Source organism: Vibrio sp. 10N.261.51.F12 (assembly GCF_041471725.1).
Lineage (GTDB): Bacteria > Pseudomonadota > Gammaproteobacteria > Enterobacterales > Vibrionaceae > Vibrio.
Genome location: NZ_JBFROV010000052.1, coordinates 36,273 through 62,285 on the forward strand (window position 1 = coordinate 36,273; position 26,013 = coordinate 62,285).

At 45.8% G+C, this 26,013-nt stretch carries 19 protein-coding genes and 1 pseudogene; 6 read left to right on the forward strand and 14 right to left on the reverse strand.

The window, feature by feature from the left end; genetic code table 11:
* The first annotated feature begins 267 nt into the window (after nucleotides 1–267).
* Nucleotides 268–2,346: an ATP-dependent DNA helicase RecG gene (gene recG / locus AB4405_RS23260; RefSeq protein ID WP_372062986.1), complete on the forward strand. Its 2,079-nt coding sequence runs from the start codon at nucleotides 268–270 to the stop codon at nucleotides 2,344–2,346.
* 156 nt (nucleotides 2,347–2,502) lie between these two features.
* Here recG and envZ read toward each other — a convergent pair whose 3' ends face one another.
* The gene (gene envZ, locus AB4405_RS23265) at nucleotides 2,503–3,825 is read right to left on the reverse strand and encodes a two-component system sensor histidine kinase EnvZ (RefSeq protein WP_372062987.1); all 1,323 of its coding nucleotides are present in this window, start codon (nucleotides 3,823–3,825) and stop codon (nucleotides 2,503–2,505) included.
* A 91-nt stretch (nucleotides 3,826–3,916) separates the two neighbouring features.
* Nucleotides 3,917–4,636 carry a two-component system response regulator OmpR gene (gene ompR, locus AB4405_RS23270; protein ID WP_102471222.1) on the reverse strand — a complete coding sequence of 240 codons (720 nt, stop codon included), beginning with the start codon at nucleotides 4,634–4,636 and terminating at the stop codon, nucleotides 3,917–3,919.
* 356 nt (nucleotides 4,637–4,992) lie between these two features.
* On the opposite strand from ompR, the gene AB4405_RS23275 reads away from it, so the two are divergent.
* Nucleotides 4,993–5,844 (forward strand): helix-turn-helix domain-containing protein, encoded by an 852-nt coding sequence (locus AB4405_RS23275; protein WP_372062988.1) that lies wholly within the window; start codon nucleotides 4,993–4,995, stop codon nucleotides 5,842–5,844.
* A gap of 79 nt (nucleotides 5,845–5,923) precedes the next feature.
* Nucleotides 5,924–6,406: a transcription elongation factor GreB gene (greB, locus tag AB4405_RS23280; protein ID WP_102471224.1), complete on the forward strand. Its 483-nt coding sequence runs from the start codon at nucleotides 5,924–5,926 to the stop codon at nucleotides 6,404–6,406.
* 145 nt (nucleotides 6,407–6,551) lie between these two features.
* On the opposite strand, the gene AB4405_RS23285 is transcribed toward greB, so the two are convergent.
* Nucleotides 6,552–7,139: a YjaG family protein gene (locus tag AB4405_RS23285; protein ID WP_102532761.1), complete on the reverse strand. Its 588-nt coding sequence runs from the start codon at nucleotides 7,137–7,139 to the stop codon at nucleotides 6,552–6,554.
* 65 nt (nucleotides 7,140–7,204) lie between these two features.
* Between AB4405_RS23285 and AB4405_RS23290 the strand changes: the two genes are divergently transcribed.
* Nucleotides 7,205–8,131 (forward strand): D-2-hydroxyacid dehydrogenase, encoded by a 927-nt coding sequence (locus AB4405_RS23290; protein WP_372062989.1) that lies wholly within the window; start codon nucleotides 7,205–7,207, stop codon nucleotides 8,129–8,131.
* Between the two features lie 206 nt (nucleotides 8,132–8,337).
* Here AB4405_RS23290 and AB4405_RS23295 read toward each other — a convergent pair whose 3' ends face one another.
* The 3 genes from AB4405_RS23295 to nudC all read right to left on the reverse strand — a co-directional run bounded on the left by AB4405_RS23295 (nucleotide 8,338) and on the right by nudC (nucleotide 11,222).
* Entirely contained in the window at nucleotides 8,338–8,871 is a 534-nt protein-coding gene (locus AB4405_RS23295; protein WP_372062990.1) for a DUF4136 domain-containing protein, read from the reverse strand.
* 194 nt (nucleotides 8,872–9,065) lie between these two features.
* Nucleotides 9,066–10,133, reverse strand: a complete 1,068-nt coding sequence (gene hemE / locus AB4405_RS23300; protein ID WP_102471227.1) for a uroporphyrinogen decarboxylase — start codon at nucleotides 10,131–10,133, stop codon at nucleotides 9,066–9,068.
* A 303-nt stretch (nucleotides 10,134–10,436) separates the two neighbouring features.
* Nucleotides 10,437–11,222, reverse strand: coding sequence for an NAD(+) diphosphatase (gene nudC / locus AB4405_RS23305; protein ID WP_372062991.1), 786 nt, complete (start codon nucleotides 11,220–11,222; stop codon nucleotides 10,437–10,439).
* 164 nt (nucleotides 11,223–11,386) lie between these two features.
* On the opposite strand from nudC, the gene rsd reads away from it, so the two are divergent.
* The gene (gene rsd / locus AB4405_RS23310) at nucleotides 11,387–11,881 is read left to right on the forward strand and encodes a sigma D regulator (protein ID WP_102471231.1); all 495 of its coding nucleotides are present in this window, start codon (nucleotides 11,387–11,389) and stop codon (nucleotides 11,879–11,881) included.
* A 1,883-nt stretch (nucleotides 11,882–13,764) separates the two neighbouring features.
* Here the strand turns inward: rsd and rpoC are convergent.
* From rpoC to secE, 8 genes are all read right to left on the reverse strand, one after another.
* Nucleotides 13,765–17,967 carry a DNA-directed RNA polymerase subunit beta' gene (rpoC, locus tag AB4405_RS23315; RefSeq protein ID WP_372062992.1) on the reverse strand — a complete coding sequence of 1,401 codons (4,203 nt, stop codon included), beginning with the start codon at nucleotides 17,965–17,967 and terminating at the stop codon, nucleotides 13,765–13,767.
* Nucleotides 17,968–18,051: 84 nt separating this feature from the next.
* A complete protein-coding gene (gene rpoB / locus AB4405_RS23320) occupies nucleotides 18,052–22,077 on the reverse strand; it encodes a DNA-directed RNA polymerase subunit beta (protein WP_102471015.1) in 4,026 nt (1,341 codons plus the stop codon).
* A gap of 249 nt (nucleotides 22,078–22,326) precedes the next feature.
* Nucleotides 22,327–22,695: a 50S ribosomal protein L7/L12 gene (gene rplL / locus AB4405_RS23325; protein ID WP_102471016.1), complete on the reverse strand. Its 369-nt coding sequence runs from the start codon at nucleotides 22,693–22,695 to the stop codon at nucleotides 22,327–22,329.
* A 57-nt stretch (nucleotides 22,696–22,752) separates the two neighbouring features.
* Nucleotides 22,753–23,247: a 50S ribosomal protein L10 gene (gene rplJ, locus AB4405_RS23330; RefSeq protein WP_102471017.1), complete on the reverse strand. Its 495-nt coding sequence runs from the start codon at nucleotides 23,245–23,247 to the stop codon at nucleotides 22,753–22,755.
* A 285-nt stretch (nucleotides 23,248–23,532) separates the two neighbouring features.
* On the reverse strand, nucleotides 23,533–24,234 hold the full coding sequence (gene rplA, locus AB4405_RS23335; protein WP_102471019.1) for a 50S ribosomal protein L1: 702 nt from the start codon (nucleotides 24,232–24,234) through the stop codon (nucleotides 23,533–23,535).
* A gap of 4 nt (nucleotides 24,235–24,238) precedes the next feature.
* Nucleotides 24,239–24,667, reverse strand: coding sequence for a 50S ribosomal protein L11 (gene rplK, locus AB4405_RS23340; protein ID WP_102471020.1), 429 nt, complete (start codon nucleotides 24,665–24,667; stop codon nucleotides 24,239–24,241).
* Between the two features lie 145 nt (nucleotides 24,668–24,812).
* Entirely contained in the window at nucleotides 24,813–25,361 is a 549-nt protein-coding gene (gene nusG / locus AB4405_RS23345) for a transcription termination/antitermination protein NusG (protein ID WP_102471021.1), read from the reverse strand.
* A gap of 13 nt (nucleotides 25,362–25,374) precedes the next feature.
* On the reverse strand, nucleotides 25,375–25,752 hold the full coding sequence (secE, locus tag AB4405_RS23350) for a preprotein translocase subunit SecE (RefSeq protein WP_102471022.1): 378 nt from the start codon (nucleotides 25,750–25,752) through the stop codon (nucleotides 25,375–25,377).
* Nucleotides 25,753–25,831: 79 nt separating this feature from the next.
* Between secE and AB4405_RS23355 the strand changes: the two are divergent.
* Nucleotides 25,832–26,013: pseudogene (locus tag AB4405_RS23355) on the forward strand (hypothetical protein); the annotation flags it as partial.

The following is a 26,013-nucleotide window of genomic DNA, read 5'->3' on the forward strand; positions in this document are numbered from 1 at the left end:
CTATGGTTCTATGGTTCTAGCCAACACTATCCATGGCCTATAGCAACCTTCAAAAACCACCTTCTCGGATCTAGTAACCTTAAACATCCAAGGAGGTGCAGCCACGATGAAAACATTTCTATCCATAAGGCCCTTTCATCCAAAGGCCCATTTTACCCGAAGAACCATTTTATCCACAGGACCATAGGACCGCTCTTATTCCCTCCTGTACAAAAAGACAGTAAAATGCTTGAATATCTTTATCTCTTTCTGTGATGGTTCGTCGACATGGCTCAGCTATTATCTGCAATTTCTCTTACTTCTCTTACTGGCGTTGGCGCTAAAGTCGCAGAAAAGCTGGCCAAGGTTGGGCTTCATACGGTTCAGGATTTACTGTTTCATCTTCCACATCGCTATGAAGACAGAACACGTATCTATCCCATCGTAAAACTGCATGCTGGGTTATGGGGCTCCGTGCAGGGAAAAATAATGAGTAGCGATGTCAATTTTGGCCGAAAGAAGATGCTCTCGGTTAAGATCAGCGATGGTAATGGAACCGTGACCTTGCGTTTCTTTAACTTCACCGCTGCCATGAAGAATAACTTTGCCGACGGCAAGATGATCGTGGCTTATGGTGAAGTAAAACGAGGCCACCTCGGCCTTGAGATTATCCACCCTGATTACAAATTTCAAACTGAGGGGCGCAAACCCGCGCTTGAGCAAACCCTCACCCCGGTTTACCCCACCACGGATGGCTTACGACAACTGACCTTGCGTAACCTCACTGACCAAGCACTTGAGTTAATGGACAAAACTGCCGTTGATGAGCTGCTACCTAGTGGTTTATATAACCATCAAATCACTCTAACAGAAGCACTACACACCATACACCGGCCGCCTCCTAGTATTAATATTGATGACTTTGATGAAGGAAAGCACCCGGCTCAACAGCGTCTGATTATTGAAGAATTGATGGCACAAAACTTGTCGATGCTGGCGGTACGCAGCCAAGGGCAACAAGACAAAGCCATCGCCCTGCCTGAGCAAGGTAACTACAAGCAACAATTACTAAATCAACTACCGTTTACCCCGACTCATGCCCAGAATCGAGTGGTGGATGAAATTGAGCGCGACTTACTAAAAACCGCGCCAATGATGCGCTTGGTGCAAGGTGATGTCGGCTCAGGAAAAACACTGGTGGCTGCACTTGCCGCGCTGCGAGCCATCGAACATGGCTATCAGGTTGCCATGATGGCCCCCACCGAGTTGCTCGCAGAGCAGCATGCCATCAATTTCGCCAATTGGTTTGAGATCATGGGCATTTCAGTGGGTTGGCTTTCTGGCAAACAAAAAGGCAAAGCCAAAGAAAGCGAATTAGCACGCATCGCCAACGGTGAGGCTCAGATGGTCGTGGGGACACATGCGCTCTTTCAAGAATCGGTTGAATTTAACAACCTAGCCCTAGTCATTATTGATGAACAGCATCGTTTTGGTGTGCATCAACGCTTAGAACTAAGAGAGAAAGGAGCGAAACAAGGCTTCTATCCCCACCAGCTCATTATGACAGCGACGCCAATCCCAAGAACGTTGGCGATGACGGCATACGCCGATTTAGAAACCTCGGTCATTGATGAACTGCCACCTGGCCGAACACCAATACAAACGGTTGCACTGCCCGACACCAAGCGCGAGGCCATCATCGAACGTGTCAAAAATGCCTGTTTAAATGAAGGCAAACAGGCCTATTGGGTATGTACATTGATTGATGAATCCGAGGTATTGGAAGCACAAGCCGCAGCGGATACCGCTGAAGAGCTGCAACGGCAGTTGCCTGAGATTAAGGTAGGTTTAGTGCACGGCCGAATGAAGCCAGCCGAGAAGCAGGCGGTGATGAAGCAATTCAAAGACAATGAGCTGCATTTGCTCGTTGCCACTACCGTTATTGAGGTGGGGGTGGATGTACCGAATTCCAGCTTAATGATCATCGAAAACCCAGAACGCCTTGGACTAGCCCAGCTGCACCAGCTTCGCGGCCGTGTGGGACGAGGAACCGTCGCAAGCCACTGCGTATTGCTGTATCACTCACCACTATCAAAAACCGCTCAGAAGCGCTTAGGGGTGCTTAGAGAAAGTAACGATGGGTTTGTGATAGCACAGCGAGACTTGGAGATCCGTGGCCCTGGTGAACTGCTCGGCACCAAGCAAACTGGACTGGCGGATTTTAAGATTGCCGATTTGATTCGAGACCAACGCTTAGTACCTGAAGTACAGCGACTCGCCCGCCATGTGCATGAGCAATACCCTGTCAATGCGAAGAAAATAATCGACCGATGGTTAGGCGATCGAGAGTTTTACGCGAAGGCATAAAACAAGATTTAGAGACACGGAAAGCGTCTCTATTTTCCCTTTTCCTCGCAGCGACTTGTTCTTCCGACATTTCGCTACTGCGTTATCCTACCGCTTCCATCATCCACCATTTCCGTCATTCCCTGCGAAAGCAGGGAACTTATTGAAGTGTGAGTCTTACCTTAAGCTGTTCTTACCGACAACAGGAAAACTGACTTGAGCCATGAGTCCGCCCTGGCTGCGGTTTGAAATACTGACCGTGCCATAATGTTGACCGATAATACGTTTAACAATCGCTAAACCAAGCCCGGTGCCTTCACTTCCTCTCGCCGTGTCACCACGAGTAAACGGTTCAAAAAGGCGACCAATTTGGTCGGCTTCAATACCGGGACCATTATCTTCAATGCACACCCAGGCCAATTTTTTATCCGCCGTCATGCCAGTACTGACCTTAACCCAACCGTTACCATAACGAATCGAGTTCACCACTAAGTTGGTGATAGCGCGCTTAATCGCGATCGGGCTACCGTTAATATCTTTGATCGCTTCCATCGGCTCAAAATCGATCTGTATTTCATAGCCGCCTTCTGAAGAGACAATATCCGATGAGATATCGTTTAGGCTCAATGCCTCAAAGGTTTGCGTATCGACTGGCTTCAGGTAATCCATAAACTGGCCGATGATTTCGTTACATTCTTCGGTATCACTGATGATGCCTTCGGCAAGGTAACTGTCTTGCGGTGACATCATCTCTGTTGCGAGACGAATTCGAGTCAAGGGAGTGCGAATATCGTGACTGATCCCAGCCATCAACAAGGTTCTGTCTTCCTCAAGCTCTTGAATGCCTTTCGCCATTTGGTTAAACGCTCTCGTTACGGAGCGGATTTCCGAGGCCCCTTTCTCGGGAAGTGGTGGTGGGATTTCCCCTTTACCCACCAGCTTAGCGGCATGTTCTAATGCCATCAGCGGACGATTTTGCAAACGAATAAATAGCCACCCTCCTATCACAACAAGGAATGCCATAATCAAACTGTTTCTAAACAGCGGCGCAAAGTCTTCTTCTTGTAATTCGGACAACGGGATACGGATGAGGGAGTTAGGCAGCGCATCAATCTGCATCCAGAGGATATAACTCTCCGCCCCTAGAATAAGACGAACCTCAGTCGGCGAGTCTAGCTCATCGCTCATTTCTTCACTCATCAAATCAATGGGCATAGCATGATGAAATTCACTGGCCATCGCACTGTCTTTGGCGTGAATGGTCACGCCCAGCTGCTTGAGAACGCGTCGCCTCAATGGTGCATCCATCTCTATCTTTTCATCAATCGCTTTATGGTCTTCCAAGATAAACGTCAGCTCATGCGCAAGGATCTTATTGAACTGTTGTAAGCTTGGGACCAAGGCATAATTGTAGACGGCATAGTAAGAGAAGACTTGGCTCGCAATCAGCAAGGTAAAAAACAACAAGATGGATTGCGTGAATGAGCTGCGAAATCGCATAGGACAACCTTTGAGGACAATGAAATGAAAAGTGGTGGCTCATAATAAACAAAAGGCCCTGAAATCATCCAGAGCCTTTTTGGTTTTCTTGTTATGCTTCTTTACCATCAGGCACAAAGACATAACCCAAACCCCAGACGGTTTGAATATACCGAGGCTTGCTTGGATCAATCTCGAGCATGCGACGTAAACGAGAGATCTGTACATCAATGGAACGCTCCATTGCTGAATACTCACGTCCACGTGCCATGTTCATTAATTTATCACGTGACATTGGCTCACGAGCATTGGTAACAAGGGCTTTCAGCACAGCAAACTCACCCGATGTTAAAGGCATTGCCTCTTCACCACGGAACATTTCTCTGGTGCCTAGGTTCAAACGGAATTCACCGAATTCGACCAATGATTCTTCTTGGCTTGGCGCGCCTGGTGCCTCGATCGTTTGACGACGAAGTACCGCTTTAATGCGAGCGAGTAATTCACGCGGGTTAAATGGCTTCGGGAGATAGTCGTCTGCGCCGACTTCAAGTCCAACGATACGATCAACTTCATCGCCTTTTGCCGTCAGCATCAAGATAGGCAATGTGTTATTGGCATTGCGTAAACGACGACAAATCGACAAACCATCTTCACCTGGTAGCATTAAATCCAATACCATTAGGTGAAAGTTTTCTCTGGTTAACAGTCGGTCCATCTGCTCACTGTTAGCAACACTGCGTACTTGGAATCCTTGCTCTGATAAGTAACGCTCCAGCAATGCACGCAAACGCGCATCGTCATCAACAACTAAAATCTTGTGATTTTCTTGCATATTCGATTCCACCACTAAAAAAGCTATCTACATACTCACATCAAATGAGAACGATATAAGTATAAGGGGTAAATGTAACATTTCGTGGGCAAAATTTGCGCACAGAATTGTTAGCGTTTATGAATTAAGGGCCATGATTGCTACGCTGGTCACAAAGCCCGTCACTCTCATGTTGTTTTTTTTGTGTTATGACCTTTGGGTAGTGCGAAACGAATTTAACAATGTCGTCAAATTCGTTTCTCTCACTAACCGTTTGTAACACTTTGAAATCCGCTTTTGTGACGCTAAAAATTTCATAGCAACATTCCCTCGGTAAACTATACAGCATTAACAATACCAACGAAGGGGACGAAGACTTGGGACAAGACACCGGTGAACAATTTAACAAACACAATTTTGCGCAGGCATTAAAGTATTGGCGCAACTATCACGGGATGTCACAACTCGAGCTTGTAGAAGCACTGAGTTTATCTCATCGCGCGTTCCAGGGTATTAACCAGCCCATGCTCAGTAAGTGGGAGCACGGCAATGGGCAGCCATCATTAATGCGTCGTATTGGTGTCGCAGCACTGTTTAGTCAAAACTATCAGTATCAAGCCGACGAACAACGTATTATTCAAGGCGTCGACAAATATGATGACTTTTTCACCGGACATGATTCCATCTACCCCTATCGTATTGATGCTTTTAAACACTATCGTTGGGAAGAGTTACCGAGTGACTACCAAGAGCAAATCACACAAGCTCACAACTCGTATCGGCACCTTGCGCTCCCGGCATTAATTGAATGCCTGCAAGCAGATGAAATCAGTGTTGTCTTGGCGATGCATAATCAGACCATCGTCGGTCATGCCATTCTCGGTAAAAACAAATCCGGTCAAGAATGCTTATTGAGTTATCTCGCGATTGATAAACCAAGCTACCAAGAAGTTCACCAATACATCTGTCAGCTGTTCAAAGGCAAAACGTTATTAGTCAGCGCCTATTTACCGCTCGCAAAAACGATGCTTGAAGACATTTATGTGCCAGTTAAATACCACCATGGTGACATCACGGTATATGAATGCAACCTAGATACACTCAACAGCAACCCATTCTTTGAGCAGCTTTTTGCTGATGCTCGTACCGTGTCGCTACTAAGCCACCATCAAAAGGTTCAACGAGACAAGCGTACCGTTGTTCAGAATGATATTTCATGCATTGCATAGATTGAGGTTTTCCAGTTTCATGGCAATATAACCATAACCTTGAAATACAATCACTATCTTGTGTTGAACATTGCTGAAAATGAAAACCAAATTAATTACTCGAGAAGGCTACAACAAACTCAAAGCCGAACATGATTACTTATGGCATGAACGACGCCCGGAAGTGACGAAAATTGTCACATGGGCGGCGAGCTTAGGTGATCGCTCAGAAAATGCTGATTACACATTCAACAAACGACTCCTTCGACAAATTGACCGCCGCGTCCGTTTTCTAAGAAAGTACTTACCTGATGTCACTATTGTTGACTATTCAACACAACAAGAAGGCAAGGTCTTTTTTGGGGCATGGGTAGAGATTGAGAATGAGGCTGGCGAAAGTAAGACCTTTCGTATTGTTGGCCCAGAGGAAATCTATGGCGGAGCGAAAGGTTACATCTCGATCGACTCTCCGATGGCTCGCGCACTACTAAAAAAAGAAGTCGATGATGAGTTCATGGTGGAAACGCCGGAAGGGGCAAAAGAATGGTTTGTGAATAAGATTACCTATCACGAGCCGAAGTGATCGTATCCAGGATACCCTCCACTATCGACAGATAAGACAGGCGCAATGACTTCGCGTTCAAAGGCCCTAGCACCCGCAGGTTAGACGCGCACCGTACTAAACGATGCGTGCCTTAATGCTAGTGAAACTTTTGATGCTAGTGAAACTAGAGCGCAATACCAATGTTGCTCACGCCCTGCTCTTTCAGCTCAAGACGCAGCTCTTTGATTAGCTCAACGTCGCGCTCTGTGCATTCGCGTAATGGTCTAAAAATTGCCCACTGGACATCCCACTCTTCGCAAACGACTTCATTGTCTTTTTGATTGTCGTTCGTGATCTCAATGTCTTGTTGGATTTCTTCAAGCTGAGCGACGGTCATGACTGACTGCTGACTCACCTTCAACGACGATTCCATCAGGTAATCGCGGTCAAGTAGACCGTGCAATAATGTCGATAGAGACACACACGCATCAATAGCAGGATGAACACCGTAGAAGTCAAAATCTTCTGAGCTTGGAATAATTTCTTCAAGCTTTTCTAGCTGTTTTTCGAAATTGATTTTCGCCGTTTTCACAGTCAACAATTCCCACACGCTATCCAAAATATCACGGTATATTCGTGCTTCGGCAAACTGTGTGTTTTCACAAAACATCGCAAAATTAGGATACATGCGCTCGCACAAGCTGGTCATAAAAGTGATATGCTGCCAAGGCTCAAGTTTTTCGATACGTACCTGAATAGGGTTCTGTAACATGGTCGCTCTGCTGTGGTGAATAAAGACAGCGAAAGTGTAACCCCACGGATGAGGAATAGCCAGTAATGACGATGCAAAAGCATGCCTTAGCGCTTGTTACCGAAGACAATAATAAATACCTGTCTTTACTTGAGCAAAGGCAGTTGCCCGACTTAGAAATTTGCCAAAACAGCCAAGCCGCAACGATCGTGTTGGCCGCCCCTCCAAAACTGGCTAAAACACTGACTGATTACCCTAATGTGAGGTGGATTCAATCAACGTATGCCGGGGTGGATGCCTTACTCGACACGACGTCTAACCCGCATTTTCAACTCACCAATGTGAAGGGTATTTTCGGGCAACAAATCAGTGAGTACGTACTTGGCCATACCATCAATCATTATCGTCATTTCGATTTATATAAACAGCAGCAGGCCAATCGTGACTGGCAACCTCACCACTACCATTCGCTGCATGGTAAGCGAATGGCAATTTTCGGTACTGGTGCTATTGGCAGTCACCTAGCCAACGTTGTAAAAGCGCTGGGTATCATTCCTGTTGGTATCAATCGCACAGGCATTCCCCCGAGACAATCAGCATTTACTGAAACCTATCACATCAATGAAGCACACAAGGCGCTGTCCGCCATTGATGTTATTGTCTCAACATTGCCTAACACCCCCGAGACACTTGGTTTGTTTAACCAAATACTCTTTTCACCGTGCAAAGGGGCGCTCTTTTTCAATGTCGGCCGTGGTGCCAATGTCGATACGCCATCGCTCCTGCGAGCATTGGAGCAAGGTCATATCGCGCATGCTTTTCTCGATGTGTTTATCAATGAACCACTCTCGCAAGAGTGCCCTTATTGGCACCATAGCCAAGTTACCGTGACACCGCACATTGCTGCGCTGAGTTTTCCAGATCAAGTAATCGATATTTTTGCGGAGAACTATTTGCGTTGGAGAGATGGTTTTCAGCTGCAGAATTTGGTGGATTTTGATAAGGGATATTAATGGTTCTATGGTTCTATGGTTCTATGGTTCTATGGTTCTATGGTTCTAGAAAAAACCACCATCATTGCATGTCAAAGGAAAATATAGACAACACACCATCTTCCAAAGACCACAGAGCGGCTCTTAACCCGCTCTTCCCCAGGACCTAGGACCTAGGACCTAGGACCTAGGACCGCTCTTTTACCGCTCTTTAACTTTAACCGCTCTTATTTCGGATACTCCTCAAACATCTTGTGCACTTGTTCTGCCACGAATACATCGCGGTCGGCGGTATCCATGGTTTCGGTCAATTGCCTCTGCGACACTGAACTCCACACCACTTCATTGGTGGTCGTTTGAATCAATTCAACATTAAGCTTGCCGAATTTTTTCTCTTTTATTTGCTCAGGCGTGCGCACCCCTACACCATAACCGCCGCCTCCGTAGCTACCTCCTCCAATGCCAAATCCAAACGTTGGGCCAGTTGTCTGAAGTTCAGTACCCTCTAAAATTTGATATCGGACGAGCACATCGCTGTCTGCCGTCACTTTCTGAAAGCCTTTTTGAGCCATTTCTGAATCGACCGCTTTCTTTATACGTGCCGCATCGAGACCAATGGGTACATCGGGGTTTTCTTGATATTGATAGGTTTTAAAAGCAGAAAAATTCACACCAGAATCATAATCGGTAGCAACATCGGAGGCGCACCCAGAGAGGGTAAGCAGTACCAAAGAAATAAATAGAGTCGGTTTTAAATTCATATCAGTCAGGACCATTGTTCAATCTCGCTACGTTAAGCGTAGTCAACTTCGCTGAAGGTTCCTAATCTTTATTCAGTATTCTCAGTAATAAGATGTCCAATGTTTCAAGAGCTTCCATGCACAAATAAAAACGCCCGAAGACAAGCTTCGGGCGTTTAAACATAGACATCACGCGTTTTGACTACGCCCGATGATTATTTGTGATAGGGCTTCGAAAGCTCGTGCACCGCGTCAACAAACACACCCGCGTTCTCTGGCGGCACATCAAGGTGAATGCCGTGACCAAGGTTGAATACATGTCCTGTACCGCCGTCACCAAATCCTTCAAGGATAGTTGCCACTTCCTCACGAATACGCTCTGGCTGAGCATAAAGCATCGATGGGTCCATGTTGCCTTGCAGGGCTACTTTATCTCCAACACGCTTCTTAGCGTCGGCGATATTGATGGTCCAATCTAGGCCTAACGCATCACAACCAGTAGCCGCGATTTGCTCTAGCCACATGCCACCATTTTTAGTAAACAGTGTCACAGGAACACGACGGCCTTCATTTTCACGAATTAAGCCATCGACAATCTTATGCATGTATTGCAAAGAAAATAGGTTGTAGTCACGAGGGGTTAGCACACCGCCCCACGTATCAAATACCATTACCGACTGCGCGCCCGCTTTGATTTGTGCATTCAAGTATTCAATGACACTGTCTGCAAGCTTATCCAGCAACAAGTGCAGCGTTTGTGGTTCCGCATACATCATTTTTTTGATCTTAGTGAAAGCTTTAGAGCTGCCACCTTCCACCATGTAAGTCGCCAGCGTCCACGGGCTACCGGAAAAACCGATCAATGGCACTTCGCCTTTCAGGTCTTTGCGAATTTGACGAACCGCATTCATCACATATTGCAATTCACCTTCAGGATCAGGCAGACCGATTTTTTCGACGTCCGCTTTACAAGTAATTGGTCGCTCGAATTTCGGTCCTTCACCCGTTTCAAAATACAGCCCTAAGCCCATGGCATCAGGGATGGTTAGGATATCTGAAAAAAGAATGGCCGCATCAAGAGGAAAACGACGAAGAGGTTGAAGTGTCACCTCTGAAGCGAGCTCTGCGTTTTTACACAAAGACATGAAATCACCTGCAACCGAGCGCGTCTCACGATACTCTGGGAGATAACGGCCTGCCTGACGCATCATCCATACTGGCGTGTGGTCTACTGGCTCTTTTAATAGCGCTCTAAGATAGCGATCGTTCTTCAATTCCGTCATTCATTTTTCTCCAATTCGAAAGGCCATAGTTTAACGCTAATCATTGATGGTTTGCAGCCATAGATAACATTTCTTTTACCAAAATTTGAGGGGAGTCTGATTGCCTGCGCCATCGCTCAAAAATACAACACTTTGCAAGCGAGATCATATTATTAACAACTAAACTGGGGATGGATTTGCAACCCACTAGTAGCAATGTTAAAAATCAGTCTGCTAGCGAAAATTACAATAATATACTGAGTCTTGAACTCAGCATCTCATAACGACATCTTACTTACCCCCTCCGCTTGCGGAGGGTTTTTTTTAGTCGTTTTCAGTCGATACTCGGTTTACTGTTTCTTCAATCAACGCTCTCGCAATCGTGCCTTCTGGCGCTATATGAGGCAATGCCTCGGTATCAAACCACTGCGCATCTTTTAGCTCACTGTAATCAGGCTTAACCTCACCGCTGTCATAATCGGCCAAGAATGCCATCATCATACTGGTTGGAAATGCCCAAGGCTGGCTGCCAAAGTAACGAATATTTTTTACTTTAATGCCTGTTTCTTCTTCTATCTCTCTCGCGACACATGTTTCTAGCGTTTCACCCACCTCAAGAAAGCCCGCAATCACCGTATACATGCTGCCTGCATGACGATTATGCTGCGCCAATAATATTTGTGTGCCCTTGCGTACTGCAACAATAATGCACGGAAATATACGAGGATAATGCAGGGTTCGACAATCTTGGCATTGCATCGCTAGTTGATTGTGATTGAGGTGAGCCCGACCACCGCACTGCGGGCAAAAGCGCATTGACTGAGTCATGTGGCCATACTGAATCGCCTTGGATAACTGACAAAAAAGGGCTTCGGGTAGCGATAACAATTCACGTAACGACGTTAATTCACGACAGCCGTCTACGTCAGCATCATTAATCCACATAACAGGCGCACCTTGATACTCCCCGATCTGAATGGCTTGCGATGCCGGCAAAGAAAAAGTTTCAGCAAGCCCAAAAGGGATCTGACCATCTTGTAGCCAAAGCTCACTTCCCGCAACCACACACCAATAAGCTGGGTGAATAGTCTCTTCACTTTTTTTTAACATCTTGAATCCTCAGCGCTTGCAGTTCATCCATTTTACTGGCAATCTAAATTCATACCAGCGGGAAAACTAGAAATTCTTAATCTGGTACCAAGAGAAACGATTTCTCATTAACCTTTGTTATGACAAAGCTTGCGACTGCACATTGTGGTCCAGATCATGAGGACATGGTCATGTTAAATAAATTCAAAAACGCACAAGCACAATGGGGTGGCTCAAGTGAGGTCATCGATCATTGGTTAGAAACAAGACAAGCGCTTATCGTTGAATACTGTAAGCTGGCTTCCTTACAACCGGCTTCAGCGCCATCTAATGTCATTGAGCTACCAAAACCATCCGATATTGGTTCGTTTTGCGATCACCTCGTTGACTATATCTCCGAAGGTCACTTCAAGATCTATGAGATGGTCATGGACAAGTGGAAAGCCACTGGGTTTAAAACCAACGAAGAGATTGATGGTGCATACGCGAAGATTGTTTTGACGACCGAGCCCTTGCTCGAGTTCAATGATAAATACGTTGCGCTGGCACACGATCATGACTTACCAAACTTTGAGCCTGATATGTCTAAAGTTGGTGAAATCCTTGAGCTTCGCTTTGAAGTAGAAGATACGTTAATTCAGCTTATTGCCGACAGTTTAGCGATTCCACCAGGCGCGTAATGCATTTGCAGCGATAATACTCGCACACGTAATCACGTAGCGAGTGGTGGTATAATCAGCCCCTGTTTACTCAGGGGTGAATGCGTTATTACTTCATGGCTTGTATCTCTATACAAACGCCTCTTGGCTGAACACGACGGTTATTTAGCTGAGATAGCGGTTAAATATTCTATTGCCGTTTTCACTTCATCCTTATCTCCTAGCCTGCAAGTTGTCACGCCCTTCTTCTTATATAAAGTCGTTCCACATTCAGTATTACCCGAGGAAAATAGTTGGTTCCGCTCCAATAAAGATTGATTGTTTTGGGGCTATATCAAGTCGGCTGGACAGGTAAGCTAACGTACTTTTGCCTCTTTCGGTGTTATATATCGCAAGTATCCAAGTCCAAATATGGTCATTCCTGCACAAGCAGGGATCTACTCACAACGTTTACGGAATCACAACGACTTCCCCGCGCACTGAAACTTGTTTTTGGACAGAGGTCTCTCAAAGTACGTGACTCAACTTAAATAGAAATGAATGACACCAAAATAGGTTCACGACGCGCTGATGAAGATCCCCTTTTTCAAGAGGATGACGGTTAGTTTTACGCCGTCATCCTCACAGATGAGGTTCGCCCAAAGTGTGACTCACTTAAATAGAAATGAATGACACTAGGATAGATTCACGACGCGCTGATTAAGATCCCCTTTTTCAAGGGGATAACGGTTGGTTTTTACGCCGTCATCCTCGCTGATGAGGTTCGCTCAAAGTGTGTGACTCACTTAAATGGCAATGAATGACACCAAAATAGGTTCACGACGCGCTGATGAAGATCCCCCTTTTTCAAGGGGATGACGGTTAATTTTTACACCGTCATACTCGCAGATGAGGTTCGCTCAAAGTGTGTGACTCACTTAAATAGAAATGAATAACACCAGGATAGATTCACGACGCGCTGATTAAGATCCCCTTTTTCAAGGGGATGACGGTTAGGTTTTACGCCGTCATCTTCGCAGATGAGGTTCGCCCAAAGTGTGGACTCACTTAAATATAAATGAATGACACTAGGATAGGTTCACGATGCGCTGATGAAGATCCCCTTTTTCATGGGGATGACGGATATTTTTTTAACCGTCATCCTCGCAGATGAGGTTCGCCCAAAGAGTGTGACTCACTTAAATAGAAATGAATGACACCAAAATAGGTTCACGACGCGCTGATGAAGATCCCCGTTTTTCAAGGGGATGACGGTTAGTTTTTACGCCGTCATCCTCACAGATGAGGTTCGCCCAAAGTGTGTGGCTCACTTAAATGGCAATGAATGACACTAAAATAGGTTCACGACACGCTGATGAAGATCCCGCTTTTTCAAGGGGATGACGGTTAGGCTTTACGCCGTCATCCTCGCAGATCAGGTTCGCCCAAAGTGTGTGGCTCACCTAAATAGAAATGAATGGCACCAGGATAGATTCACAACACGTTGGTGAAGGTCCCCTTTTCAAGGAGATGACGGTTAGTTTTTATTGGTGGGAGCAGTAACATGCCACACTTCATTCTGCACTAGCGAAGACTAAGCTGGCTCATTTCTGGGCAAAACTAAACTCGCTAATTTATGATACTGTTGTAGCTCAGTGAGCGCTCTCGGTCGATTCCTTTCTTCAAAGGAATGACGAATAATGGATGTTTGGGTTGCTGATTAGGGTTAGCTTTTTATCCAGAAATGTTTTTGAAATTGATCCGTCTTTACTGCCATCACATTAACCACAACGCTGCACGATGGGACACATAGTGGCCTTATTACACGTAGTCGCGTTATTAGAAACTGGATAAACACGATTTAACGCGGATCAACAGATACAAAAAAGGCGCCTTTCGGCGCCTTTTTTCATTTCTTTCTGCGATTAATCGTCAGAAGAGAAGCCTGCATTAAGAAGTGCAGCTAGGTTATCCGTTGCTTGTTCAGCAGATGGGCCTTCCTGTACTTCGTCACGCTTAGCTTGACGGTCTTGGTGATAAGCAAAGCCCGTACCCGCTGGGATCAAACGACCCACGATTACGTTCTCTTTCAGACCACGTAGGTCGTCACGTTTGCCAGATACCGCTGCCTCTGTTAGTACACGCGTCGTTTCTTGGAACGATGCTGCAGAGATAAACGATTCTGTTGCTAGAGACGCCTTAGTGATACCTAGTAGGTCACGTTCGTAACCCACAAGCTCTTTGCCTTCAGCTTCCAATAGACGGTTAGCAATCTTAACTTGAACGTATTCAACTTGCTCACCTGGTAGGAATTCTGAATCACCAGCACGAGTGATTGTACACTTACGTAGCATTTGACGAACGATAGTCTCAATGTGCTTATCGTTAATCTTAACGCCTTGTAAACGGTATACTTCTTGAACTTCGTTCGCGATGTATTGCGTTACAGCGTGAATGCCACGTAGACGTAGAATGTCATGCGGAGTTTCTGGACCATCGGCAATAACGTCACCACGCTCAACACGTTCACCTTCGAACACGTTCAACTGACGATGCTTAGGAATCATCTCTTCGTAGTTATCGCCGCCATCGCGAGCAATAATCAAACGACGCTTACCTTTCGTTTCTTTACCAAATGAAACCATACCTGAGTGCTCAGCAAGAATTGCTGGCTCTTTCGGCTTACGGGCTTCAAATAGATCCGCAACGCGAGGTAGACCACCGGTGATATCTCGGTTTCCGCTCGATTTTTGAGGGATACGAGATAACGTGTCACCAACGCCAACTTCTGCGCCATCTTCAATGTTAACGATCGCTTTACCTGGTAGGAAGTAAAGTGCTGGTACATCAGTACCCGCGATCATTACATCTTTACCTAGCTCATCAACAAGTTTGATAGCTGGACGCATATCTTTACCTGCTGCTGGGCGTTGTGCCGCATCGGTTACTTCACTTGAAGATAGACCCGTTAGGTCATCTGTTTGACGAGAAACGGTTACGCCATCGATCATGTCTACGAATTGAATACGACCAGCCACTTCAGTGATGATTGGCAGTGTATGCGCTTCCCAGTTAGCCACAACGTCGCCAGCTTGAACTGTGTCGTTGTCGCCTTTCGACAGGATCGAACCGTAAGGCAATTTGTGTTTCTCTTTCGTACGGCCGAATTCATCAATGATGGTCATTTCAGAAGCACGAGAGGTAATCACAAGTTTCTTGTCTTTGTTGATTACGAACTTAGCATTGTGAAGTTTCACAGAACCTGTGTTCTTCGCTTGAATGCTGTTTTCTGCTGCGGCTGTAGATGCGGCACCACCGATGTGGAACGTACGCATCGTTAGCTGTGTACCCGGTTCACCGATAGACTGAGCAGCGATAACGCCAACTGCTTCACCTTGGTTCACTAGGTGACCACGTGCTAGGTCACGACCATAACACTGTGCACAACAACCGAAGTCTGCATCACAGGTAACAACAGAGCGCACTTTCATGCTATCTACTGAGTTGTCTTCCATGATTTGACACCACTTCTCATCAATCAGAGTATTACGTGGAATCAGAACATCTTCAGTACCAGGCTTAAGAACGTCTTCAGCCACTACACGACCCAGTGCCAACTCAGAAAGTGCAACTTTAACGTCACCACCTTCGATATGAGGCATCATGTCAACACCTTCATGGGTGCCACAGTCATGTTCGTGTACTACAACGTCTTGAGCAACGTCTACTAGACGACGAGTTAGGTAACCCGAGTTTGCTGTTTTCAGTGCTGTATCCGCAAGACCCTTACGAGCACCGTGCGTTGAGATAAAGTACTGAAGGACGTTTAGACCTTCTTTAAAGTTTGCCGTGATTGGCGTCTCGATGATTGAACCATCTGGACGTGCCATCAGACCACGCATACCAGCAAGCTGACGAATCTGAGCAGCAGAACCACGAGCGCCCGAGTCAGCCATCATGTAGATGCTGTTAAACGACTCTTGTTGCTCTTCTTCACCGTCACGGTTAACGACCGTTTCAGATGAAAGGTTGTCCATCATCGCTTTCGCTACGCGATCATTGGTCGAAGCCCAAATATCGATCACTTTGTTGTAGCGCTCACCCGCTGTTACAAGACCTGATTGGAACTGGTCTTGGATTTCGCGAACTTCTTCTTCTGCTGATTCGATTTCGTCGTACTTCGCTTGAGGTACAACCATGTCATCGATACCAACCGATACACCTGATAGTGCCGCATAAGCGAAACCGGCGTACATGATTTGGTCAGCAAAAACTACGGTGTCTTTAAGACCAAGCTTACGGTAACACTCGTTAAGTAGGTTTTGAATTTGCTTCTTACCTAGCTTTTGGTTTACCAAGCTGTATGGAAGACCGGTTGGAACAATTTGCCACAACATTGCACGGCCAACGGTAGTATCTACCATGCTCGTACCGGTTGTGCTGTTGCCATCTTCGTCAACCACTGTCTCAGTGATACGTACTTTTACGCGAGCATGAAGCTCTGCGCTCTTAGTACGGTATGCCTTTTCAGCCTCTTCAGGGCCAGCAAGGTACATACCTTCACCTTTGACGTTGATCTTATCACGCGTCATGTAGTAAAGACCCAATACAACGTCCTGAGAAGGTACGATGATTGGATCACCTGATGCTGGAGACAGAATGTTATTCGTCGACATCATCAGCGTACGTGCTTCAAGTTGTGCTTCTAGAGTTAGAGGCACGTGAACCGCCATTTGGTCACCATCGAAGTCGGCGTTATATGCCGCACACACTAGTGGGTGAAGCTGAATCGCTTTACCTTCGATTAGTACTGGTTCAAACGCTTGAATACCAAGACGGTGAAGTGTTGGTGCACGGTTAAGCAGTACTGGGTGTTCGCGGATAACGTCGTCTAGGATATCCCAAACAATCGCTTCTTCACGTTCTACCATTTTCTTAGCTGCTTTGATTGTCGTCGCCATGCCACGAGTTTCTAGCTTGCTGTAGATGAATGGTTTAAATAGCTCAAGTGCCATCTTCTTAGGAAGACCACACTGGTGCAGACGAAGGTATGGACCCACTGTGATTACAGAACGGCCAGAGTAGTCTACACGTTTACCTAGAAGGTTCTGACGGAAACGACCTTGTTTACCCTTGATCATATCAGCAAGAGATTTCAGAGGACGCTTGTTAGAACCTGTGATTGCACGACCGCGACGACCGTTATCTAGAAGGGCATCAACAGACTCTTGCAACATACGCTTTTCGTTACGTACGATGATGTCTGGAGCCGCTAGCTCTAGAAGACGCTTCAAACGGTTGTTACGGTTAATCACACGGCGGTAAAGGTCGTTCAGATCAGACGTCGCAAAGCGACCGCCATCTAGTGGAACTAGAGGACGTAGATCTGGCGGTAGAACCGGAAGAACCGTCAAGATCATCCATTCTGGGTTGTTCCCCGATTGAATGAAGGCTTCAACTAGCTTCAGGCGCTTAGTGATTTTTTTACGCTTAGTTTCAGAGTTAGTGGTTTCCAACTCTTCGCGCATTTGTTCCGCTTCTGCGTGCATGTCCATAGTAGACAGCAGATCTTTGATCGCTTCTGCACCCATCTTAGCTGTGAACTCATCACCCCACTCTTCTAGGCGATCCAAATACTCATCTTCAGTAAGCATTTGAGATTTTTCTAGATCAGTCATGCCTGGTTCTGTCACGACGTACATTTCAAAGTACAGTACGCGTTCGATATCACGTAGAGGGATATCCATCAACAAACCGATACGAGACGGTAGTGATTTTAGGAACCAGATGTGAGCAACAGGTGAAGCAAGCTCGATGTGGCCCATACGGTCACGACGAACTTTAGTTTGCGTTACTTCAACGCCACACTTTTCACAGATAACACCGCGGTGTTTCAAACGCTTATATTTGCCACAAAGACATTCGTAGTCTTTAACTGGACCAAAAATACGCGCACAGAATAGACCATCACGTTCTGGTTTGAACGTACGATAGTTGATCGTTTCTGGTTTCTTAACTTCACCAAACGACCATGAACGAATCATGTCAGGTGAAGATAGACCGATTTTGATTGCATCAAATTCTTCGGTCTTATGCTGTGCTTTTAGAAAGTTTAATAAGTCTTTCACAATCAGCTCCTGTGAGGAGTTAAAAGGGGCCCGCTCAAACACTTAAGAGCGAGCACCTTCCTACCAGATAATCCTATAAAAGGATTATTCGTCTTCTAGCTCGATGTTGATACCTAGCGAGCGAATCTCTTTCAACAATACGTTGAACGATTCTGGCATGCCAGGTTCCATGCTGTGGTTACCGTCGACGATGTTTTTATACATCTTCGTACGGCCGTTAACGTCATCAGACTTAACCGTTAGCATTTCTTGTAGAGTGTAAGCAGCACCGTATGCTTCTAGTGCCCATACTTCCATCTCACCGAAACGCTGACCACCGAACTGAGCTTTACCACCAAGTGGTTGCTGAGTTACTAGGCTGTACGAACCAGTAGAACGAGCGTGCATCTTGTCATCAACAAGGTGGTTCAGTTTTAGCATGTACATGTAACCAACGGTTACAGGACGCTCAAACTGGTCGCCAGTACGGCCATCAAACAAGGTTAACTGACCTGATTCAGGTAAGTCGCCAAGTTTAAGAAGTTCTTTAATAGACTTCTCTGATGCACCATCAAATACTGGCGTCGCAATTGGTAGGCCACCACGTAGGTTTTTCACCAATGTACGAACTTCATCGTCAGACAGTTCAGCAATATCAACTTCTTGACGTGTACCACCAAGATCATAAACCTTCTGCAAGAACTCACGGAACTTAGCCAGTTCCTGTTGCTCTTTCATCATCTGGTTGATCTTGTCACCGATACCTTTCGCCGCCAGACCTAAGTGAACCTCAAGGATCTGACCGATGTTCATACGCGAAGGTACACCCAGTGGGTTCAATACGATGTCAACAGGCTGACCTTTTTCATCGTAAGGCATGTCTTCAACAGGGTTGATCTTAGAGATTACACCCTTGTTACCGTGACGACCGGCCATTTTATCACCAGGCTGGATGCGACGCTTAACCGCTAGGTAAACCTTAACAATCTTAAGAACACCAGGTGCTAAATCATCACCTTGAGTAATCTTACGACGCTTAGTTTCAAACTTCTTATCGAAGTCAGCTTTTAGCTCGTCGTTCTGCTCTGCAAGTTGCTCAAGTTGAGTTTGCAGCGCGTCATCTTCTAGCGTTAGCTCTAGCCATCTCTTACGATCGACAGAATCCAGTCTTGCTTCAGAGTAACCACCTTGAAGTAATACCGCTCTTACACGCGCCAGTAGACCACCTTCAAGAATTTGGAACTCTTCAGTTAGGTCTTTCTTCGCTTCTTTAAGCTGCATCTGCTCAATTTCAAGAGCACGCTTGTCTTTTTCTACGCCATCGCGAGTAAAGACTTGCACATCAATGATCGTACCAGAAACAGAGTTTGGTACACGTAGTGATGTATCTTTAACATCTGATGCTTTTTCGCCGAAGATAGCACGTAGTAGCTTCTCTTCAGGAGTAAGTTGAGTTTCACCCTTAGGCGTAACTTTACCTACTAGGATGTCGCCACCCTTAACTTCAGCACCAATGTAAACGATACCTGACTCGTCTAGTTTAGACAGAGCAGACTCACCTACGTTTGGAATATCCGCTGTGATCTCTTCAGAACCCAGCTTAGTATCACGAGCCACACAAGATAGTTCTTGAATGTGAATTGTCGTGAAACGGTCTTCTTGAACTACGCGCTCAGATACTAAGATCGAGTCTTCGAAGTTATAACCATTCCAAGGCATAAACGCGATACGCATGTTTTGACCAAGTGCCAATTCACCAAGATCCGTTGAAGGACCATCGGCCAATACATCACCACGAGCAACTGGCTCACCAGGAAGTACTGTTGGACGTTGGTTAATACACGTGTTCTGGTTTGAACGGGTGTACTTAGTTAGGTTGTAAATGTCGATACCAGCTTCACCAGGGATCAGCTCTTCTTCATTAACCTTAACTACGATACGAGATGCGTCTACTGACTGCACCATACCACCACGTTTCGCTACCGCTGTAACACCCGAGTCAACAGCTACGTTACGCTCGATACCAGTACCTACTAGAGGCTTGTCGGCGCGTAGAGTTGGAACGGCTTGACGTTGCATGTTCGCACCCATCAATGCACGGTTCGCATCATCGTGTTCTAGGAACGGGATAAGCGAGGCAGCGATCGATACTACTTGGTTTGTTGCAACGTCCATGTAGTTAACATGGTCACGCGGGTGAAGACCAGATTCGCCTTTTTGACGAGCTGTGATCAGCTCTTCAGCAAAGCCGTTTTCTTCTGTTAACGCGGCATTCGCCTGTGCGATAACAAATTGACCTTCTTCGATAGCTGACAAGTAGTCAACTTCATCAGTCACAACACCTTCTACAACACGACGGTACGGCGTTTCTAGGAAACCGTACTCATTACAACGTGCAAACGCAGATAGTGAGTTGATCAAACCGATGTTTGGACCTTCTGGCGTTTCGATCGGACATAGACGACCGTAGTGCGTAACGTGTACGTCACGTACTTCAAAGCCAGCACGCTCACGAGTAAGACCACCAGGACCCAAAGCAGAGATACGACGTTTGTGCGTCACTTCTGATAACGGGTTGTTTTGGTCCATAAACTGTGAAAGCTGTGAAGAGCCAAAGAATTCTTTAACAGCTGCAGAGATCGGCTTAGCATTGATAAGGTCTTGAGGCATGATTGCATCAAGGTCACCAAGACTTAAGCGTTCTTTCACTGCACGTTCTACACGAACTAGACCAACACGGAATTGGTTTTCAGCCATTTCGCCAACACTACGGATACGACGGTTGCCAAGGTGGTCGATATCGTCCACTTCGCCAATGCCGTTACGAATGCCGATCAGCTTCTTCATGACTTCAACAATATCTGTCTCGTCAAGAATGCCTTGCTCTAGCGCGTCTTCACGACCGATTGAGCTGTTAAACTTCATACGACCAACGGTCGATAGGTCATAACGCTCTTCAGCGAAGAACAAGCTTGCAAATAATGATTCTGCCGCTTCTTTCGTTGGTGGCTCACCCGGGCGCATCATGCGGTAGATTTCTACCAATGCAGAGATGCGGTCTACCGTGCTGTCGACACGTAATGTGTCTGACATGAACGGACCGTGGTCTAGATCGTTCGTAAATAGAACTTCTAGCGCTTTGTGGCCAGCCTGAGATAGGTTCGCTAATGCTTCCAAGCTGATCTCGTGGTTTGCACCAACGATGATTTCGCCTGTCGCCTCATTGACGTAGTCTTTAGCGGCTACTTTACCGACGATGTATTCGACCGGTACTTCAATGAAATCAACGCCATCTTTTTCAAGTTGACGGATGTGACGCGCAGTGACACGACGACCAGTCTCAACATAAGTCTTGCCGTTTGCTTCGATATCGAAAGATGCAGTTTCGCCACGTAGACGCTCTGGCACCAACTCCATTAATAGAGTTTGTTCTTTAACTTCGAAGTTAATTTTATCGAAGAAAATATCGAGGATCTCTTCCGACGTTTTACCTAATGCACGAAGAATGATCGATGCTGGTAATTTACGACGACGGTCAATTCGAACGTACAAGTTATCCTTAGGATCAAACTCGAAATCGAGCCATGAACCACGGTAAGGAATAACACGTGCGTTATAAAGAACTTTACCTGAAGAGTGGGTCTTACCCTTATCGCTGTCGAAGAACACGCCTGGGCTTCGGTGCAGCTGGGATACGATAACCCTCTCGGTACCATTAATTACGAAGGTACCATTGTCTGTCATAAGCGGAATTTCGCCCATGTAGACTTCTTGTTCTTTAATATCTTTTACAGTACCCGCTGGTGCGTCTTTATCAAACACAACTAGGCGTAGTTTAACGCGTAGTGGCTTTGAATAAGTTACGCCACGAATTTGACATTCTTTAACATCAAACACTGGCTCGCCAAGACGATAGCTAACGTATTGCAGCTCAGAATTGCCGTTATAGCTCTGAATTGGAAAAACAGAACGAAAAGCAGCCTCAAGTCCATATTGTCCTTCAGGATCCTGTTCGATAAACTTGTCGAAAGAATCAAGCTGGATCGATAGCAGGTATGGAATGTCCAATACTTGTGGACGAGTACCAAAGTCCTTACGGATGCGCTTTTTCTCGGTATAAGAGTAAACCATGGGGTTCCTCAGCTCGCTGATAAGTGACCCAAACTGTCCGCCCAAACCTAGTTACTTAAGGTGGGTAATGGGACAGTGACTAACAACTGTTTACTGTAGTGACGTTAACTCAAGCGTCGAGCAACGTTTTTTGCATGGTACGTAGGTGCTTAAACAGCGGGAAAATTCACCTACGCCCTACAGCGCAAAAAGGCCGGTGGTTAATAAACCACCAGCCAATAGCCTGTCGGCTATGAAATTAAGTAATAATTACTTAACTTCAACAGTAGCACCAGCTTCTTCTAGAGTCGCTTTAAGTGCTTCTGCTTCAGCTTTTTCTACGCCTTCTTTAAGAGGTGCAGGTGCGCCGTCTACAAGCGCTTTAGCTTCTTTAAGACCTAGGCCAGTTGCGCCACGTACAGCTTTGATAACTTGTACTTTGTTAGGGCCAACAGCAGTAAGAACTACGTCGAATTCAGTTTGCTCAGCAGCAGCTTCGCCGCCAGCAGCGCCACCAGCTACAACTGCAGCAGCAGCAGTAACACCGAATTTCTCTTCCATAGCTTCGATAAGCTCAACAACTTGCATTACAGACATTTCTGCAACTGCGTCTAGGATTTGCTCGTTAGTAATAGACATAACAATTCTCTTTTAAGTCAACAATAAGTTTATTTTGCAACCAGTAAAAAGCAAGGCTTAAGCCGCAGCTTCTTCTTTTTGGTCGCGAACAGCAGCGATAGTACGTACCAGCTTGCCAGCTGAAGCTTCTTTCATGCACATCATTAGGCGTGCAATCGCTTCGTCGTAAGTTGGTAGTGTCGCTAGTACATCAGCATCAGTAACTGCGCCTTCAAATGCAGCAGCTTTGATCTCGAATGTTTTGTTCTCTTTAGCGAAGTCTTTGAAAAGACGCGCTGCAGCACCAGGGTGCTCGTTAGAGAACGCAAGTAGGCTAGGACCAGTAAATGTGTCTTGTAGACACTCAAACTCAGTACCATCTACTGCACGGCGTGCTAGTGTGTTACGAACAACTCTCATGTAAACACCCGCTTCACGCGCTTGTTTACGTAGAGAAGTCATTGCGCCAACACCAACGCCACGAGAATCAGCTACAACTGCAGAAAGTGCACCACTGGCTGCTTCGTTGACTTCAGCAACAATTGCTTTTTTGTCTTGAAGGTTTAAAGCCATTTGGAATTTACTCCTGGTTGTTATTACACCACTCAGCATCATAATGATACCGAGAGCTAATACGGTGCTTTCCCATAAGCCAATTGATTTCGAAAAATCAACCCGCCTTAAGTCGGGCACCGTCTACGTAGGTTTGATTAAGTTCAAATCGAAAAATGAACGCCTACGGTCTTGGACGGAGACTGACATTCCACAAGTAGATTATCAGCCTCAACCACAAATTTTGATAGGCGCAAAATTATACATAATTTTTACGCCTATGCAAGCTTTTAAGCGATTAGGCTATTAAGCTTGTGTGTCCAGGGTACCCTGATCCACAGTAACGCCAGCACCCATAGTAGTAGAGATACTCACTTTCTTCAGGAAAACACCTTTCGCTGAAGACGGCTTAGCTTTCTTAAGAGCAACTAGAAGAGTCTCTAGGTTCTCTTGAAGCTGGTTAGCTTCGAAAGATACTTTACCGATTGTAGTGTGGATGATGCCGTTTTTGTCGTTACGGTAACGAACCTGACCAGCTTTAGCGTTCTTAACCGCTTCAGCAACGTTAGGTGTTACAGTACCAACTTTAGGGTTTGGCATAAGACCGCGTGGACCTAGGATAGTACCTAGTTGACCAACAACGCGCATTGCATCTGGAGAAGCAACAACAACGTCAAAGTCCATTACGCCTTTTTTCACTTGCTCAGCAAGATCTTCCATACCAACGATGTCTGCGCCAGCTGCTTTAGCGGCTTCAGCGTTTGCACCTTGAGTGAACACTGCTACGCGGATTTCGCGGCCAGTACCGTGCGGAAGTACAGTTGCACCACGTACGTTCTGGTCAGATTTACGAGCATCGATGCCTAGGTTAACAGCAACGTCTACAGACTCTACGAATTTAGCTGTTGCTAGTTCTTTAAGAAGAGCTACAGCTTCGTTGATGTCGTATTCTTTAGTTACTTCAACTTTGTCGCGGATTACGCGCATACGCTTAGTAAGTTTTGCCATGATCTTAACCCTCTACCACTAGGCCCATTGAACGAGCAGTACCCGCAATAGAACGTTTCATCGCTTCAATATCAGCACCAGTCATATCAGCAGCTTTAGTTTCTGCGATTTCTTGGATTTGAGCATCAGTAACAGTACCCACTTTTTCAGTGTTAGGACGGCCAGAGCCAGACTTAACGCCAGCAGCTTTCTTAAGAAGAACAGCAGCAGGTGGAGTTTTTGTTACGAACGTGAAAGAACGGTCACTGTAAACAGTGATAACTACTGGAGTAGGTAGACCTTTCTCAACAGATTCTGTTTTTGCGTTAAACGCTTTACAGAATTCCATGATGTTCACACCGTGTTGACCTAGAGCAGGACCAACCGGTGGACTAGGGTTCGCCATACCTGCTGCAACTTGCAACTTGATATAAGCTTCAACTTTCTTAGCCATGATATTTCCTAATGTTTGGGTTCAAACGCTAACCAATCGATCAGCTCCCCAGTTTTCAATAAATACTTTCTGCAGTAATACCTGCAAAAAGGCGCGAAATTATAATCATAATTCGCGCCTTAAACAACCCTAAAAAGGTGTTTTTTTAATCAAGTTTTTCAACTTGACCAAACTCGAGCTCAACCGGTGTTGCACGACCAAAGATCGAAACAGACACTTTAATGCGGCTCTTATCATAATCTACTTCTTCAACGGTACCGTTAAAGTCAGCAAATGGACCATCGTTCACACGTACCACTTCACCCGCTTCGAACATTGTTCTTGGACGAGGTGCTTCACTTGCTTTCTCTAGACGGTTAAGAATAGCGTCAGCTTCTTTGTCAGTGATAGGTGCAGGACGGTCAGAGGTTCCACCAATGAAGCCCATGACACGTGGCACACTACGCACCAAGTGCCAAGATTCATCGTTCATTAACATCTGAACGAGAACATAGCCTGGGAAGAACTTACGCTCACTTTTACGACGTTGGCCAGCGCGTATTTCCACAACTTCTTCAGTTGGTACTAGCACTTCACCAAAGTAGTCTTCCATCGCGTGCATTTTTATATATTCGCGAAGAGACTGAGCCACACGTCCTTCAAAACCAGAGAAGGCTTGAACAACGTACCAGCGTTTTTTCGGAGCTTCACTCATGAATTAAGACCCTCTATATCCCGGTTACTAAAGCCACTAGACGTACCATAATTCCATCAATACCCCATAGCGCCAGTGCCATAACAACACTAACAGCTAAGACGATTAACGTGGTTTGCGTCGTTTCTTGGCGTGTAGGCCATACAACCTTACGTACTTCAACTCGTGCTTCACGAGCGAACAAGATCGCAGCTTTACCTTTAGTCGTTGTTGCGGCAACACCAAGTGCTACTGCGATTAAAACAACCACACCTGCAGCGCGGATTACTACGGATAGCTCTCCATACAGGTAATTACCCACAACAGCGGCGGCCAACAGAGCAAAAGCGACAATCCACTTCATTACATCTGCTGCATTCGAGCTTTCAGGAGCTTCAGCATTTGCTTTCATAAAACCAACCTGTGACAAGTCTTTACTAGACGACAACAACCCCGCTGTTGCAGGGCTTATTCCTTTGTGCTGGTGAAATATGAGTCAAACCAACACCCTACAAAAAGACTCAGCAAGTATTTATGACTTACTCAGTCTTCAAAATCCTTTATTTATTCACCAAATTGGTGAATTTTGCGCCTCTATAAATAGTAGCGCAGAAAAAGGGCATCAAATGATGCCCTTTTTACTAGTGGTTCGTCAAGATTTTGCTAAAAATTA

Excerpts from the sequence above, each read along its gene's own strand:
- recG (WP_372062986.1), top strand. The coding sequence starts at position 268 with ATGGCTCAGCTATTATCTGCAATTTCTCTTACTTCTCTTACTGGCGTT.
- envZ (WP_372062987.1), bottom strand. The coding sequence starts at position 3,825 with ATGCGATTTCGCAGCTCATTCACGCAATCCATCTTGTTGTTTTTTACC.
- ompR (WP_102471222.1), bottom strand. The coding sequence starts at position 4,636 with ATGCAAGAAAATCACAAGATTTTAGTTGTTGATGACGATGCGCGTTTG.
- greB (WP_102471224.1), top strand. The coding sequence starts at position 5,924 with ATGAAAACCAAATTAATTACTCGAGAAGGCTACAACAAACTCAAAGCC.
- AB4405_RS23285 (WP_102532761.1), bottom strand. The coding sequence starts at position 7,139 with ATGTTACAGAACCCTATTCAGGTACGTATCGAAAAACTTGAGCCTTGG.
- AB4405_RS23290 (WP_372062989.1), top strand. The coding sequence starts at position 7,205 with ATGACGATGCAAAAGCATGCCTTAGCGCTTGTTACCGAAGACAATAAT.
- AB4405_RS23295 (WP_372062990.1), bottom strand. The coding sequence starts at position 8,871 with ATGAATTTAAAACCGACTCTATTTATTTCTTTGGTACTGCTTACCCTC.
- hemE (WP_102471227.1), bottom strand. The coding sequence starts at position 10,133 with ATGACGGAATTGAAGAACGATCGCTATCTTAGAGCGCTATTAAAAGAG.
- nudC (WP_372062991.1), bottom strand. The coding sequence starts at position 11,222 with ATGTTAAAAAAAAGTGAAGAGACTATTCACCCAGCTTATTGGTGTGTG.
- rsd (WP_102471231.1), top strand. The coding sequence starts at position 11,387 with ATGGTCATGTTAAATAAATTCAAAAACGCACAAGCACAATGGGGTGGC.
- rpoB (WP_102471015.1), bottom strand. The coding sequence starts at position 22,077 with ATGGTTTACTCTTATACCGAGAAAAAGCGCATCCGTAAGGACTTTGGT.
- rplL (WP_102471016.1), bottom strand. The coding sequence starts at position 22,695 with ATGTCTATTACTAACGAGCAAATCCTAGACGCAGTTGCAGAAATGTCT.
- rplJ (WP_102471017.1), bottom strand. The coding sequence starts at position 23,247 with ATGGCTTTAAACCTTCAAGACAAAAAAGCAATTGTTGCTGAAGTCAAC.
- rplA (WP_102471019.1), bottom strand. The coding sequence starts at position 24,234 with ATGGCAAAACTTACTAAGCGTATGCGCGTAATCCGCGACAAAGTTGAA.
- rplK (WP_102471020.1), bottom strand. The coding sequence starts at position 24,667 with ATGGCTAAGAAAGTTGAAGCTTATATCAAGTTGCAAGTTGCAGCAGGT.
- nusG (WP_102471021.1), bottom strand. The coding sequence starts at position 25,361 with ATGAGTGAAGCTCCGAAAAAACGCTGGTACGTTGTTCAAGCCTTCTCT.
- secE (WP_102471022.1), bottom strand. The coding sequence starts at position 25,752 with ATGAAAGCAAATGCTGAAGCTCCTGAAAGCTCGAATGCAGCAGATGTA.